Here is a 15,919-nt window from a genome sequence, read left to right as displayed (position 1 = left end):
TGTTTGGCTATACATGAAAGGAGGGTTCGATCAATAACGATAAAAAAGGAGGCCCATGCAAACCTTTCAAGTGTTGATCATCGGCAGCGGTTTTGGCGGTCAGTGCGCGGCGATCAATTTGCTCAAGGCAGGCATCAGCGATTTTCGCTTGCTGGAACGACGGGACTTTTTCGGCGGCACCTGGTGCCAAAACACCTACCCCGGTGCCGCGGTCGACGTGCCCTCGCCGCTCTATTCGCTGTCCTTCGCGCCCTACCGCTGGACGCAAATGTTCGCCGGGCAGGCCGAACTGCATCATTACACCCAGTACTTGGTGGAGCACTTCGGCCTACGAGACAAGGTGGAACTGCAGGCCAATGTCGAGCGCATCGAATGGGACGACGATAGCAAATGCTGGGCGGTGCACACCGCCAGCAAAGGCACGTTCCATGCGCAGTTCCTGATCAACGCCACCGGGCCGCTGAGCCAACCCGTGATTCCACACTTCGAGGGCCAAGAGCGGTTTCAGGGCAAGACTTTTCACACCAACAACTGGGATCACACCTACGATTACCGGCAAAAACGCGTGGCCATCGTTGGCAGCGGCGCCAGCGCGGCCCAGGTGATTCCGACGATTGCCCCGGACGTCGAGCATCTGCATGTGTTCCAGCGCACGCCTCACTGGGTATTGCCTCGGGCCGACCGCGCCTTTGGGCCATTCCAGCGTTGGTTACTGGGGCTCAAACCGGCCTACAAACTGTTGCGCTGGATGATCTACTGGCTGTTCGAAACCCGGGTGATTGCCTTCAAGTATTCGAAACCAGCGATCCGCCTGGTCCAGCAACACGCCCTGCGGTTCCTCAAACGGCAAGTGCCCGACCCCCAATTGCGGCAGAAACTGACACCCGACTACGTCATCGGCTGCAAACGGGTGATCATCTCCAGCACCCTGTACCCGGCGCTGGGTCGCAGTAACGTGAGCCTGCACAGCCGCGAGCAAGGCATCGCCGCCATCGATGAAACCGGCATCGTCACCCAGGACGGCCAACACATCGACCTGGACCTGATCGTCTGGTCAACCGGTTACGACGCCACCGACGGGGTGATTTCCTACCCGGTCACCGGCAAAAACGGCACACAACTCAAAGATTTCTGGGCCCAGTATCCGCGGGCCTACCTCGGCACCAGCCTGCCAGACTTCCCCAACCTGTTTATCGTCACCGGCCCCAACACGGGCATCGGCCATACCTCGGCGCTGTTCATCATCGAGTCTCAGATGAACTACATTCTCGATTGTATTCGCACGTTAAAAGAACACGGTTTGCGCAGTATCGAAGTACGCCCCGAAGCAGAACGTACCTACACTGAAATGATCCACCGGGAGATGGAACGCACCGTCTGGAAGTCCGGGGGCTGCCACAGTTGGTATCAAAGCAAGAGCGGTCATGTGATTGCGATGTTTCCGGGGTTCAGTTTCAGCTATCACCGGTTGACCAGGGCGCTGAAACCCGCCGATCACATTCTGTCCTGATCACGTAAAAGGAAGATGCCTGATGCTTTTGTTGGTTGTCGCATTCGCAGTTTTCGTGGCCTGGAGCTGGTTGAGTTACCCGGCCATCGGTCATTGGCTCTATGACTTGAACATGTCGATAGAGGCCAAGCTGTATGGACTGCACAAAATTGTCGTGCCGATCGCCGAAATGACCGTCTCGACCTGGCAAGGCGGGCCGTACGAAGCGTCCAGCAGCGTGCTGATGCTCCACGGCTACAGCGCCGACAAAAATATCTGGCTGCGCTTTGCCCGGCACTTTGTCGGCAACTATCGGGTGATCATCCCCGACATCGCCGGCCATGGCGAAACCGGCTTCAAGGCGGGCGGCGGCTATGACATTCCGTTGCAGGCCAAGCGGATGATCCAGTTGCTCGATGTCTGCGGCGTCGAGAAAGTCCACGTGATCGGCAACTCGATGGGCGGCTACATGGCTGCCTGGCTCGCGGCCACGTACCCGGACCGCATTGTTTCGGTGGCCCTGATCGACCCGGCGGGTGTCACCGCCCCCGAAGCCAGCGACCTGGAGCGGCATTTGGCCAAGGGCCACAACCCGTTCCTGATTCATTCACGGGAAGAATTCCAGCGTTTCTACGCCATGACCATGGCCGAACCGCCATGGGTACCCAAAGTGGTGCTGGACGCCATCGCGCAACGCTATGAACAGCAATGCGAGGAGCTGGAAGAAATCTTCAGGGACTTTCGCGCCAGCCCGCCGATGGAGCCGAAACTGCCCGACATCAAGTGCCAGGCGCTGTTGCTGTGGGGGCGCAAGGACCGCTTGATCGATGTCAGCAGCGTGGCGATCTGGAGCAAAGGCATCGCTGATCTGCGAGTGGAAGTCTGGGACCACACCGGCCATATGCCGATGGTGGAACATCCGACGATTGCGGCGCGACTGTATCGGGAATTTTTGGCATCGCTGCGTTCTGAACTTCCGGTGTAGCAGCAGCCAAACACCGAATCCCTGTAGCAGCTGTCGAGCCCCAGCGAGGCTGCGTTCGGCTGCGAAGCAGTCGCAAACCCTGTATGCACGTTCCTTCTGACACACCGCAGTGGCTGATTTCACGACTGCTTCGCAGCCGAACGCAGCCTCGCTGGGGCTCGACAGCTGCTACACAGCAGTCCTTTGAAGAATGAAGTTCGTAAGATTCTTCGTTTGTCGGCGCCGCGCAAGGCTGCGATCTTTTCCCGCATCCTTTACGTCTCCGCACCAGGAATTGTTTTCATGAGCCACCCGAACTTCATCAGCCCTGACCTGATCCGCCAACGCTTTTCCAAAGCGATGTCCGACATGTACCGCGAAGAAGTGCCGCTGTACGGCGCGCTGATGGAACTGGTGGAACAGACCAACCGCCACGTGCTGGACAACGATCCACAGATCGCCCGACAGTTGAGCAGCACCGGTGAAATCCAGCGCCTGGACCTGGAGCGGCATGGCGCGATCCGTGTCGGCACCGCCGATGAACTGGCCACCCTCGCCCGGCTGTTTGCGGTGATGGGCATGCAGCCGGTGGGTTATTACGACCTGACCCCGGCCGGTGTGCCGGTGCACTCCACGGCCTTTCGCGCGGTGCATGAAGCGGCGCTGCAGGTCAGCCCGTTCCGGGTATTCACTTCCCTGCTGCGCCTGGAACTGATCGAAGACCTGGAACTGCGAGCATTCGCCCAATCGGTGCTGGATAAGCGTTCGATCTTCACGCCCACTGCGCTGATGCTCATCGAGCGCGCCGAAACACAGGGCGGTCTCACCGAACAGGAGGCCCAGGACTTCGTCGAGCAGGCACTGGAAACGTTCCGCTGGCATCACACCGCCACCGTGACCGCCGAGCAGTACCGCAAACTCAGCGCCCAGCATCGCCTGATCGCCGACGTGGTGGCGTTCACTGGCCCGCATATCAACCACCTGACGCCGCGCACCCTGGACATCGACATCGTCCAGGCGCAAATGCCTGCCCACGGCATCACCCCCAAAGCGGTGATCGAAGGCCCGCCCCGCCGTCAGTGCCCGATCCTGTTGCGCCAGACCAGTTTCAAAGCCCTGGACGAGCCTGTCGCCTTCACCGATCAAGCCGAGAATCGTGGCAGCCACAGCGCCCGTTTCGGCGAAATCGAACAACGCGGCGCGGCGCTCACCCCCAAAGGCCGGGCGCTTTACGACCGTTTGCTCAACGCTGCCCGGGATGAATTGAAAGACTTCCCCAATGAGGCCAATGCCGCACGTTACAACGCGCTGATGGCGCAGCACTTTGCAGAATTCCCTGACACCGTTGAGGGCATGCGCCAACAGGAACTGGCGTACTTTCGCTACTTCGTCACGGAAAAAGGTTTGGGGGCCGATGAGCTGAAATCGTGGTCGCTGGAGGATCTGCTCAGCGGCGGGTATTTGCGGGTCGAACCGTTGGTGTACGAAGATTTCCTGCCCGTGAGCGCTGCGGGGATTTTTCAGTCGAACCTGGGGGATGCGGCGCAAACCCACTATGGCGTGCAGTCAAACCGGCAGGTGTTCGAGAAGGCGCTGGGGCGATCGACGATTGATGAGTTGGCGTTGTATGCCGAGACGCAGCGGCGCTCGATCGAGGAATGTTTCGCTGCGTCGAGCCTCGCGATCTGAGGCGTGGCACGAACGTGTAATTGGATGGACTCGCCCAAGCCGAGGCGTCAATGCGCCACGGTGGCAGTCTAAGCAGCCAACGACAGCGAGGGCGAGTCCATGAAAAATCATAGTTCGATTGATCAATCCCTGTCTTCTTCCGATTTGTCGGTCTGCACAACCTTGGCGGTCGATCTGGCCAAGCAGGTCTTTCAGGTCGCCGGTGAAGATGTCCTCGGCCAAGTGCGCTACGAGCAGCGGATCAAGTCGCGTGAGGCGTTTTATGAGTTTCTCCAACAGTTGCCACCTCATGTCGTGGTTTTGATGGAGACCGGTCCGGGTGCTCAAGCCTGGGCCCGGCAGCTGCAAGACCAAGGCAATCCGGTGCGGATTCTTCCAGCCGGTTTGGTGGCTACACATCGCAGCGGACCTAAAAATGATCGTAACGATGCGCTGGCGATTCTGCGGGCTGATCGCGATGAAAAAATCTGCGCAGTACCGGTCAAAAGCGTTGCAGCGCTGGCAATGCAGGCGTTGCATCGCACCCGTCAGGGCTATGTGCGTCGACGCACGGCAGTCAGTAATCAGATGCGCGGCCTGCTGCTCGAACACGGCGTGGCCCTGGCGCAGGGCGATGTTGCAATCAGCCAGAAAATTCCGCGGGTACTGGAAGATGCTACCCAGCCGGTGCCGGGGCTGCTGCGTGAACTGATCGACGAACTGTTGGCCGAGTGGCGCCATTTGGGCGAGCGCATCAGCGTGCTGACGGGACGCCTGGAAGTGGCCGCCAACGCCGACATGACGGCGAAGCGACTGATGACGGTGCGCGGCATCGGCCCAGTCACTGCCACTGCACTGGTGGCCAAGGAAACCAAGCCTGAACGATTTCCCAATGCCCGCAAGTTTGCCGCGTACTTTGGCATGGTGCCTGACCAGCACAGCAGCGGGAACACGGTCCGGCTGGGGGACATGACCAAGCGAGGTGATGTTTATTTACGCAGCCTGATGATCCAGGGAGCCCATGCGGTGCTGCAACAACTACGACCTGATTCCCAGCAACCCGATGACCGTCGCTTGTTGCGCTGGATGAGCCGGCTGGGCCGTAAGGAGGCGGCGATCAGGCTAGCCAACCGCAACCTGCGAATCGTCTGGGTGCTTTTACAGAATGACCAGACTTATCGTCGCCACGCGGGTGATGGCCAGCAAGCGACGATGAGCCACTGAGCGACAGAGTTCTGCCACCGAGGTACTAACTGTCCGACCCTTTGCTGAAAAAAAATTGACCCCAGGTAAGACCGGCGTGGATTGATGCCTAAGCTGCTACTGGCCTTCGAGGCCTGACTGTAATCGGCATACCACGAGCTTTTCCAATTTTGGCCAGAGGCCGAAGACGGCTTCCACGAATAGGCCTGATACATAGATGCAACGGGGCGACGGTTTTTCAGAAGCGGGTAGACAGTGGGGGCGAGTCCATACATAGCAGCTGGCGCAGCCTGCGTCCGGCTGCGAAGCAGTCGTTGTTTCAGCCGCCGCGGTCTTCAGACAAACCGTGTTTGCCGGTTTTACGACTGCTGCGCAGCCGGACACAGGCTGCTACACGTTAGATTTAGCGGAGCTTCGCCAGCAGTTCTTGTGCCGCAGCCTCGGACGATGCCGGATTCTGACCGGTAATCAGTAAACCATCAGTGAGCACATAACTCGCCCAGTCAGCACCTTTGGAATAGACACCCCCCTTCTCCTTAAGCATGTCCTCCACCAAAAACGGCACAACCTTCGTCAGTTGCACAGCCTCTTCCTCGGAATTGGTGAAGCCCGTCACGCGCTTGCCTTTGACCAGCGGCTGGCCGTCCGCGCCCTTGACGTGACGCAACACACCCGGTGCGTGGCAGACGGTCGCGACCGGTTTGCCTGCCTTGTAAAACGCCTCGATCAGAGCAATCGAAATGTTGTCTTCGGCCAAATCCCACAGCGGGCCATGGCCGCCCGGATAAAAAACCGCGTCGTAATCTTCAGCTCTCGCACTGCTCAGCAGAGCAGTAGAGGCCAATGCGGACTGGGCAGCGGAATCTTTGCGAAAGCGCTCGGTGGCCGCAGTTTGCGCGTCCGGCTCGTCGCTTTTTGGGTCCAGCGGTGGTTGACCACCCTTGGGCGAGGCCAGGGTCAACTGAGCGCCGGCGTCTTTGAAGGCAAAGTAAGGTGCGGCGAATTCTTCCAGCCAGAAGCCGGTTTTCCTACCCGTGTTACCCAATTGATCGTGTGACGTTAGAACCATCAGGATTTTCATGTCGTTCTCCTTGAGTTCGCAGATGTTCATTCATCTCGGCGCTGAGTTTGACCTCCAGGCTGCAGCATTCGTTGCACCTGTCACCCTAGCGCTTCTGCTGCCACTTTTCGGCGAATGAGACGATTGGTCACCGAATGATGGCTAAGCGCCTTGATGCGCAAGAAGTTGCGCACTCAGCGCTGCAAACGCCCTTCCCCGGTCGCTGATCGCCCAGCCTGTCAGGCGCCCCAGCCAAGTGCGCAAGAAGTTGCGCAGTACTGCGCAACTTCTTGCGCACATTCACCAGCGATCGCTGCCGAACATCCTCCGCGAGCTCCTGAAATTCTCTCAACTACCTGATTTATATAGCCTTAACCGTTTCTGGCACGGACCTTGATAACAGTCAGGCACCCACCGGGCGATACCGCCTCCCGGGCACCCTAACTTTTAGCAAGGAGCACATCCATGGCTACACCAGCGTACATGTCCGTCACTGGCGAAAAACAAGGTCTGATCACTGCCGGCGCATTCACCGCCGACTCGGTTGGCAACACCTACCAGGAAGGTCACGAAGACCAGGTCATGGTTCAGGCTTTCAGCCACGACGTGATCATCCCGCGTGACCCGCAGTCCGGCCAACCGACCGGTCAGCGCGTCCACAAGCCAGTCGTGATCACCAAGGTGTACGACAAGGCTTCGCCACTGCTGCAGGCGGCTCTGACCTCCGGCGAGCGCATGAGCGAAATCGTTATCCAGTGGTACCGCACCTCGGCTCAAGGTACCCAAGAGCACTACTACACCACCAAACTGGAAGACGCGATCATCGTCGCCATCAACAACAAAATGCACAACTGCCAGGACCCGTCGAACTCGCACTTCACTCACCTGGAAGAAGTGCAGTTCACCTACCGCAAAATCACCTGGACCCACGAAGTATCCGGTACTTCGGGTTCCGATGACTGGCGTCTGCCGGTCGCCTAACTCAGGCCGACCGTCTCAAGCATCGGCCAGCTCTGCTGGTCGATGTTGTTTTCGCCCTTCCAGAATTTTCGCGTCCGCAAGCTCCCTGCACGGGTGCCGGCGAGCGCCGCTGCACTGCACGAGGAACAAGGGATGTTCGCGCCGGCCAATCAAACTCACTTTGCCCTGACCATCGAAGGTCTTTCCAGCGACTTCCAGGTTTTCTCCCTGCAAGGTCGGGAAGCCATCAGCCAGCCTTTTGTGTTTGAGGTGGAGCTGGTCAGTGAACAGCCGTCCCTGGACCTCGAGACCCTGCTGCACAAACCGGCCTTTTTGCAGCTCTCGCCTGACGGCAGCGGCATTCATGGCCAGATCTACCGCGCCGCCCAGGGTGATTCCGGCAAACGCCTGACCCGCTACGCGGTGACCCTGCGCCCGCAACTGTCTTACCTCGCGCATCGCATCAACCAACGCATCTTCCAGAACCTCACCGTGCCGAAAATCATTGGCAGCGTCCTCGAAGAGCACGGCATCCAAAGCAATGCCTACGAATTCAAAGTCGGGGCGATTTATCCCGAGCGCATTTACTGCGTTCAGTACGATGAATCGGACCTGCAATTCATCCAGCGCCTGTGCGAGGAGGAAGGTATCCACTACCACTTCCAGCACAGCGCCACGGCCCACAAGCTGGTGTTCGGCGATGACCAGACGGTGTTCCCGAAACTCGCGCCCGTGGCCTACCAGCAAGACTCCGGCATGGTCGCCAACGACCCGGTGATCAAGCGCTTTGACCTGCGCCTGGAAACCCGCACCAGCCGCACCACCCGCCGCGATTACGACTTCGAAAAACCGCGCCTGACCCTGGAAAGCGAAAACCGTGGCGACGCCCTGCCCGACCTCGAAGACTACGACTACCCCGGCCGCTTCATCGACCGCGAACGCGGCAAGCACCTGGCCAAACGCGCCCTCGAACGTCACCGCAGCGACTTCCAGCTCGCCGAAGGCAAAAGCGATCAGCCGTTGCTGGTCAGCGGCCACTTCCTGGCCCTGACCCAACACCCGAAAGCCAAATGGAACGACCTGTGGCTGCTGACCGAAATCCTCCACGAAGGCAAACAGCCGCAAGTGCTGGAAGAGTCGGTCACCAGCGACACCACCAACCTGAAAGGCGATTTCCACCAGGGCTACCGCAACCGCTTCCAGGCCACCCCGTGGGACGTGCCGAACCGCCCGCCTCTGACTCAAAAGAAACCGCGCATCCTCGGCAGCCAAAGCGCCGTGGTCACTGGGCCAAAAGGTGAAGAAATCCACTGCGACCAATACGGTCGCGTCAAAGTGCAATTCCACTGGGACCGCGAAGGCCAGGCCGACGACAAGACCAGTTGCTGGCTGCGCGTCTCCTCCGCCTGGGCCGGCGCCCACTACGGCGGCATCGCCATCCCGCGCATCGGCATGGAAGTGCTCGTCACCTTCCTCGAAGGCGACCCCGACCAACCACTGATCAGCGGCTGCCTGTACCACAAGGAAAACGTCGTCCCGTACGACCTGCCGGCGAACAAAACCCGCAGCACCTTCAAAACCCTGAGTTCCCCCGGTGGCGGCGGTTACAACGAACTGCGCATCGAAGACAAAAAGGGCCAGGAACAAATCTTCCTGCACGCCCAACGCGACTGGGACGAAAACGTCGAACACGACCAGAAGATTCGCGTCGGCAACGAACGCCACGACACCGTCGAGCAAAACAGCTACAGCGAATTCAAGGCCGAAGAACACCACACCGTCTACGCCGACCGCAAAGTCGAAACCCGCGCCAACGACCACCTCACCGTGGGCGTCAACCAGCACATCAAAGTCGGCACCGGCCAATTCATCGAAGCCGGCCAGGAAATCCACCTGAGCAGCGGCATGAAAGTCGTGCTCGAAGCCGGCAGTGAACTGACCCTCAAGGGCGGCGGCAGCTTCATCAAGATTGATGGCAGCGGCGTGACCCTGAGCGGGCCGGTGATCAACATGAACTCGGGTGGCAGCCCCGGCAACGGCACCGGCGCCGCACCCCTGATGCCCGGCGTGCTGAAACAGGCCGACGCCGACAAGGCCGGCGCGGTCCTGACCCCGGCGCAGATCAACACCCTCAAACGCAACGCGCCGTTCTGTGAAGAGTGCGAAAAATGCAAGGCAGGTGCTTGTGCGATCTGATCTTTTGACCCCGCAGGATTGGCTGACTGAACGGCCGTTGCAGGCTAATGAACGTCTCTATTTGATTGTCAGTGCGTCGAGCGATGCCGAAGCGCTGAAGACGCTTTATCAGGTAGAGCCCACCACCCAAGTCACCCCTATTTGGGGCGGTACACCCTATGCAGCCTGGCAACCGGTGATGCCCTACCTCACCGAGATAAAACCCAACTCAAACTTCCTGCCGTGGATCGCAGAAACGGATGCACAAGACTGGGGATGGTTGGCGGTGTCCACCAGTGCGCCGGATGTGGTGTTTGAGCATCTGCGCAGCCTGACTCAAGTGCGGATGCCGGATGGGACCGAGGTGTTCTTCCGGTTTTGGGATGGGCGGCATATTTATCCGATTCTTGAGGGGTTGGGTGATGCGGCAGGCGAAGTGCTGCCGGTGTTTGATCGGTATTTGATTAATGGGCAAAGCCTGGAAGTTGGGCCGAGGGTAGTGCCGCCGGCGAAGGATTGGCCGTGGTGGGAGGTGCCGAAGGGGTTGTTGGATGGCCTCGCCCAGCAGAACCCGTCAACCCTGATCGGCAACCTGATGCAATGGCTGGAAGAGGAGCGTCCAGACATCTACGCCGCTTACCCAGAGAGCAACCTGAAGCTGAAAATCGCACGTTTCGTGCGTCGACCCGATGCTCCGAAAAACCTTAATGAAGCACTGTTAAACCACCTGATTCTGGAGCAAGGCTGATGGATCGCGTTGCCTTTGTTGACAACCAACTGAGCACGTTCAAGGACAGCTTGAAGCTGTATCAAGAACAGACCAAAACCTGGTACGCGAGCGGCGCCGACAAAGGCAGTCGAGCCGCAGACCTGCCCTCTCTGCTAGGCATGGAGCGGGTCATAAAGATCGGTAACACCAGCAAATCGGTGAGCATGACCGATGGCGACTTCTCCTCGAACGTTGCCCAGTGCCCTCTCAAGGGGCCACTGCTGATCGAGAGTAAATTCGAATCGGTATATGACATCCCTCTGGGTGACATCGAAGTCGAAATCGTTGCGGTAGAAGGCGGCGCAGTCAGCAAAGTCAAACTCGACGCCCAGGGTAAAGCAAGCTGGACGGGCGGTATTCCGGGCAAGTTCTACAAGATCCGTGTTCACAACGAAGTGACTCCAGCTCAGATCGACACTCTGTTCAAGTCCTATGACGGCCTGACGGGTCAACTGGAAGGTTTCCTGCGTAAGGAATGGGCCGGCTTCAAGCCACAATGGTCGAACCTGTCCGCTTCGGGGACCGCCATGGCAATTGGCAACGGTATCCTTGAAGGCGGTTGGGCAGCGATCAAAGGCGTCTGGGATGGCATCAGCCTGGTGCTCGACATCCTGCAAGACCCGAGCAAGTTTGCGAAAGACCTCGGTGCCGGCACCCAAAAACTGGTAGCGCTGGCAAAAGAAACGCCAGACATCATGAAAAAGGCCATGCTGCTGGCCAGCGACGAGGCCGCCCTGTTCCTGATGGTACGCAGTGCCGTGATCTGGCTGGCCGGCTTGCCACCGATGAAGATGGCCGGTGATGTCGCAAAAATGACCACTGCGGCGGTCGTCGGCATCGCGATCGATATCGTGATTTCGATCGTGCTGACCATTGCTGCAGAGGGTACCGGGGTTATCTACCTTGCCGCGCGGTTGAAAAATTACGGCGAAATCATCATCAAGGCCGTGACCGGTTTTGTGGAGTCGGTGTTCAAGATCATCAAAGGCTTCATGGAATACGTCGCGAAATACACCGCGGTGGCCGCTCGTGGTGTAACCGCTCAGGTGAAGAAAGGGGTGGCGCAGGTTCGTTTTGACGGGAAGAAAAATACAAAACTGGGCAAGGGAAAAACCGGCGACGACGCGTCCAGGCAAGCCAAGACACCTGCCGACCACAGCGCTGAGCCCGCCGCCAAAACCTGCACCGACAAGTGCCCTGTATCGATGGTTACCGGTGAAGAGTTATTGACGCTCAATGATGGCCAGCTCGACGGCCTGCTGCCGTTTGAGTGGACACGTCTTTACCGAAGCAGTGCAGTGGAAATCGATTGCGGTCTGGGTTATGGCTGGAGCCATGCACTGGCTCATCGAGTCGAAATCAATGGCGACGAAGTCATCTGGACCGACCACGAAAACCGGGCGACGCCATTTCCGCTTCCAAGCCAACAACGGCCGGCGATCACCAACAGCCTGTCACGGGCAGCGATTTTCATCGGTGACGACCCGTCGGAACTAGTCCTGGCCCAGGCTAGCAGCCGACCGTCCTTCTACCACTTCCGTTACAACAGCAAAGGCGCAACCCTGATCGCCATCAGCGACAGCTATGGCAACCGGCTGCACATCACCCGTGACATCCACGGCAGGATCAAACGCCTGGACAATAGCGCCGGTCGCGCCCTGCTCTTGCGATACGACCGCAAGCACATCATCGCTGTCGACTATCAACAATTTATTCCCGCAGACAATCTGGAAGACGCTTGGACCTCCATCCAGACACTGGTCACGTACAGCTATGACGCGCAGCATCGGCTGATTGAAGCGAAGAACGCTGCCGGTGAAGCCGAACACTATCGCTACAACGATCAGCACGTGATTCTTGAGCGGCAACTAGCGGGTGGCGCGAGTTTTTTTTGGGAGTGGGAAAACGAAGGCAAATTGTCGCGCTGTATTCATCACTGGGCGAGTTTCTCGCAGATGGAAGCGCATTACGTCTGGGACGATAAAGGTAGTGTCACCGTTACCAACGCCGATGGCAGCGAAGAGATTTACACCCACGACGATAAAGCACGGCTTATCAGCAAAATCGATCCAGATGGCGCTGAACACCTGAAGGCCTATGACGAAAAAGGTCAGTTGATCGCAGAAAAAGATCCATTAGGCGCAGTGACCGAATATCGGTACGACGAAGACGGCTTGATGACCGCCGTCATTCCCCCGGAAGATGAACCCGTTTCGTACGAATACAGCAATGGGTTCGTCAGTGACGTGCACCGCGGCAAAGCCACCTGGAAGTATCAACGAAACAATCAGGGCGACATCACCCAACAGATTGACCCGGATGGTAATGCCACCCTCTACAACTACGACCGCCAGGGCCGTCTGCTGGAAATCCGCCATCCCGATGGCAGCCGCCATCAACTGGGCTGGAACAACCTCGGCCAACTGCTGGAAGAGCGCCTGCCCGACGGCGGCCAGCGCAAGTACCGTTACGACGCCTTGGGCCGGCAGATCACCCGCCAGGAAGAAACCGGCGCCATCACCCACTACCAATGGGACGCCGCCAACCGCCTCGCGCAAATCACCCTACCCGGTGGCGCAACCCGTGCGTTCACCTACAACCCCTATGGCCGCGTCACAGCAGAGCGCGACGAGCTGGGTCGCGTCACTCGCTACGAATACGCCGATGGCCTGCACCTGGTCAGCCGCCGCATCAACCCTGACGGCAGCCAACTGCGTTATCGCTACGACAACTCGCGACTGCTGCTCAGTGAGATCGAAAACGAACGTGGCGAGCACTACCACCTCGATTACTACCCCAATGGCCTGATCCAGCAGGAAACCGGTTTCGACGGTCGCCGTACCGCATACGAGTACGACCTCAACGGCCAATTGCTGAAGAAAACCGAGTTCGGCGACGACGGCAGTGAACTGGTTACCGAATACCAGCGCGACACCGCTGGCCGCTTGCTGGTGAAAACCCTGGCCGATGGCGAGAAAATTCACTACAGCTACGACGCCCTCGGTCGCCTCGTGAACGTCGACGACGGCCATTGGCCCCTCGCTTACGAATACGATCTGCAAGACCGCCTCACCACCGAAAACCAAGGCTGGGGCACCTTGCGTTACGAATATGACAACCTCGGCCAACTGAGCCACTGCCGCCTCCCCGACGGCAGCAAACTCGACTACCGTCACCAACCCGGCGGACGCCTGAGCAGTATCGACCTCAATGGCTCGCGCCTGACCACGCACCAGTTCAACTGCGGTCGCGAACAGCAGCGTCAACAAGGTCTGCTGCTCAGCCAATACCAGTACGACGAACAAGGCCGACTGCAAGCCCACACTGTCAGCCAGCAGAAACGCAACCTGTTCCAGCGCCGCTACGCCTACGACGCCAACGGCAACCTCGCTGGCATCGACGACAGCCGCAAAGGCAACCGCAGTTATCACTATGATCCGCTCGACCGCCTGATCAACGTCCGTGGCACCACCCCGGAAAGCTTCGCCCACGACCCGGCGGGCAACCTCCTCGGCCAAGGCGACCAGCCGACCGCGAACCTGGCCAACGTCAAAGGCAACCGCCTGCTGATGCAAGGCGACCGCCACTATGATTACGACGCCCACGGCAACCTGATCCGCGAACGTCGCGGCGCCGGCCAGAAGCTCGTTACCGAGTATCGCTACGACTGCCAGCATCGCCTGATCCGCGTCAGCCTCCCCGGCGGCAGCATCGCAAGCTACCAGTACGACGCCTTCGGCCGCCGAATCGCCAAAACCGTTGATGGTCAAACCACGGAATTTCTGTGGCAAGGCGAACGCCTCATCGCAGAAAGCGGCGACAATCGCTATCGCAGTTACATCTACGAACCCGGCAGCTTCCGCCCGCTGGCCATGCTCGATGGCGAAGGCCCACTGAAAGCCACGCCGTTCTACTACCAACTCGACCACCTCGGCACCCCACAGGAACTCACCGATTACAGCGGCGAGATCATGTGGTCAGCGAAATATCGCGCCTACGGCAACCTCGCCACCCTCGACGTTGCAGAAATCGACAACCCACTGCGCTTTCAGGGTCAGTACTTCGATGCGGAAACGGGCTTACATTACAACCGGCATCGCTACTACAATCCGGGGACTGGACGGTTTTTGACGCCGGATCCGATTAAGCTTGCGGGTGGGTTGAACAGCTACCAGTACGTGCCTAACCCTACGGGGTGGGTGGATCCGTTGGGGTTGAGCAGCAAACTGGCAAATTGCCCTAAAGTAAAATCGATTGATCCAAATGAAGTACGATTCTCTCAAACGACGGTTTCATATAATAAGATAGACAACAACGGAAACAGTTATAACTATGACGACCTCGTCAGTAGCATGAGAGCAAAAGGCTGGCAAGGGGATCCCATTGATGTTGTTCGAATGCCTGACGGTCAGTTAACTAGTATGGACAACACTCGTGTAAGGGCAGCCCGTGAAGCCGGGATCAAAGTAGAGGCTAGGGAGCGTGGTTATAACGACCTAGTAACGGATTCAGAGCAACAGCGATTTGCAGTAAAGGGAAAAAAACCAGACAGCTGGGGGGAAGCCATCGAACTGAGAGTTGGAAAACAATCCCCAAAACGTTTCGGAAAAGAAACACCGTACGGATCCCATGAACCGCCAAAGCTGAGTGGAAAAGAATGAACTTTTTTATAAAAATCGAAAACAGACAGAATTTCACATATCCAAAAGAGTTTATAAACACAATAAGCACCACCCCCCCTATCGACATTGAACCTTGGTGGTTCATCGTTTTTGAGGAGGGTGATGTTAATAGCTGGTACGACACACTAAAAAAACTCTATCCAAAAAGAGAGCTAATTCCATTTGCGAAATTTAATGCAAATGATGATATCGCATGCTTTGATGGCGATGACAACTCCGGAAACCCCAAAGTATTGATCATCCACGCTTACGCATCAGAAGGTTGGGAGCACCACGGAAGCTACAATAACTTTAGCGAATGGCTGACAAAAGCAATTAAAACTCATCAGGAGTGGGAGGAAGAAGAGTAGACGTTTTATTCGGCACCTCAATTTCATGTAAAAAATCAGCTGGTACGCAGGCGGTTAACCACACACCATTTTCAGCTTTAAAAAACTTAAAGCCTTGAGCGAACATTTTTCGACTATCCACCTGCAGGAGCACCACTACTCCGTAGCGCCGCCCTACTTTACACGCTGCAATTTTATCTTGCGTTAAATGTACATGATGCCTAGCTCCTGAAATTAACCCTTGCTGCCTGATGGTATCAAGAAAGCGTACCGCAGTGCCATGATATAAAATTTCAGGAGGCTCAAATTCAAGATATTTTCGATTCACCAATTTTGTCGAATGCCCCTGTACTGCGCGAATTCGAGTCCCATCATCTGATATCTCAAAACGCTTTTTATCACTACTCAAAACAACTTCTCTAATCATTGAATAAGTTAAGCAACTCTCCTTTTCAGCTGCACCATATATCAGATCTTCTATCACAGCCCAACCATCCTCATCTAACTCAAGATCAATACACTCAGGCTCATGACGCAAGACATAGCTTAAAAATTTACTTAATTCGTTTGTATCCTTACTCATCAAAGCACACCTCTAAAAAATCCTGACAAATCACTTG

At 57.4% G+C, this 15,919-nt stretch carries 11 protein-coding genes; 9 read left to right on the top strand and 2 right to left on the bottom strand.

Annotated elements, in window-relative coordinates; all coding sequences use genetic code 11:
* Positions 1–55 precede the first annotated feature (55 nt).
* The 4 genes from ABH912_RS00600 (at position 56) to ABH912_RS00585 (ending at position 5,345) form a co-directional block, all read left to right on the top strand.
* Positions 56–1,510, top strand: a complete 1,455-nt coding sequence (locus ABH912_RS00600; protein WP_429509286.1) for a flavin-containing monooxygenase — start codon at positions 56–58, stop codon at positions 1,508–1,510.
* A gap of 22 nt (positions 1,511–1,532) precedes the next feature.
* Positions 1,533–2,474 carry an alpha/beta fold hydrolase gene (locus ABH912_RS00595; RefSeq protein ID WP_033053978.1) on the top strand — a complete coding sequence of 314 codons (942 nt, stop codon included), beginning with the start codon at positions 1,533–1,535 and terminating at the stop codon, positions 2,472–2,474.
* A 282-nt stretch (positions 2,475–2,756) separates the two neighbouring features.
* Positions 2,757–4,142, top strand: a complete 1,386-nt coding sequence (hglS, locus tag ABH912_RS00590) for a 2-oxoadipate dioxygenase/decarboxylase HglS (RefSeq protein WP_429509285.1) — start codon at positions 2,757–2,759, stop codon at positions 4,140–4,142.
* Positions 4,143–4,286: 144 nt separating this feature from the next.
* Entirely contained in the window at positions 4,287–5,345 is a 1,059-nt protein-coding gene (locus ABH912_RS00585; protein ID WP_080932109.1) for an IS110 family transposase, read from the top strand.
* A gap of 382 nt (positions 5,346–5,727) precedes the next feature.
* Here the strand turns inward: ABH912_RS00585 and ABH912_RS00580 are convergent, their stop codons facing one another.
* A complete protein-coding gene (locus ABH912_RS00580) occupies positions 5,728–6,405 on the bottom strand; it encodes a type 1 glutamine amidotransferase domain-containing protein (protein WP_429509284.1) in 678 nt (225 codons plus the stop codon).
* A gap of 444 nt (positions 6,406–6,849) precedes the next feature.
* Between ABH912_RS00580 and ABH912_RS00575 the strand changes: the two genes are divergently transcribed.
* The 5 genes from ABH912_RS00575 (at position 6,850) to ABH912_RS00555 (ending at position 15,320) form a co-directional block, all read left to right on the top strand.
* Positions 6,850–7,365, top strand: coding sequence for an Hcp family type VI secretion system effector (locus ABH912_RS00575; protein WP_033058787.1), 516 nt, complete (start codon positions 6,850–6,852; stop codon positions 7,363–7,365).
* Positions 7,366–7,497: 132 nt separating this feature from the next.
* On the top strand, positions 7,498–9,540 hold the full coding sequence (gene tssI, locus ABH912_RS00570; RefSeq protein ID WP_429509283.1) for a type VI secretion system tip protein TssI/VgrG: 2,043 nt from the start codon (positions 7,498–7,500) through the stop codon (positions 9,538–9,540).
* A complete protein-coding gene (locus ABH912_RS00565; protein ID WP_429509282.1) occupies positions 9,530–10,267 on the top strand; it encodes a DUF4123 domain-containing protein in 738 nt (245 codons plus the stop codon). The genes tssI and ABH912_RS00565 overlap by 11 nt, the downstream gene beginning before the upstream one ends.
* Positions 10,267–14,949, top strand: coding sequence for an RHS repeat-associated core domain-containing protein (locus tag ABH912_RS00560; RefSeq protein WP_429509281.1), 4,683 nt, complete (start codon positions 10,267–10,269; stop codon positions 14,947–14,949). Before ABH912_RS00565 ends, ABH912_RS00560 begins: the two co-directional genes overlap by 1 nt.
* On the top strand, positions 14,946–15,320 hold the full coding sequence (locus ABH912_RS00555) for an SMI1/KNR4 family protein (RefSeq protein WP_033058795.1): 375 nt from the start codon (positions 14,946–14,948) through the stop codon (positions 15,318–15,320). Before ABH912_RS00560 ends, ABH912_RS00555 begins: the two co-directional genes overlap by 4 nt.
* Here the strand turns inward: ABH912_RS00555 and ABH912_RS00550 are convergent.
* A complete protein-coding gene (locus ABH912_RS00550; protein ID WP_082459154.1) occupies positions 15,286–15,882 on the bottom strand; it encodes an RNA 2'-phosphotransferase in 597 nt (198 codons plus the stop codon). The genes ABH912_RS00555 and ABH912_RS00550 overlap by 35 nt on opposite strands.
* Positions 15,883–15,919 lie beyond the last annotated feature (37 nt).

Source organism: Pseudomonas sp. BT76 TE3572 (genome assembly GCF_050435365.1).
GTDB lineage: Bacteria > Pseudomonadota > Gammaproteobacteria > Pseudomonadales > Pseudomonadaceae > Aquipseudomonas > Aquipseudomonas fluorescens_W.
The sequence above is the reverse complement of the archived record's forward strand: the minus strand, read 5'-3'. Positions and strand labels throughout refer to the sequence as shown.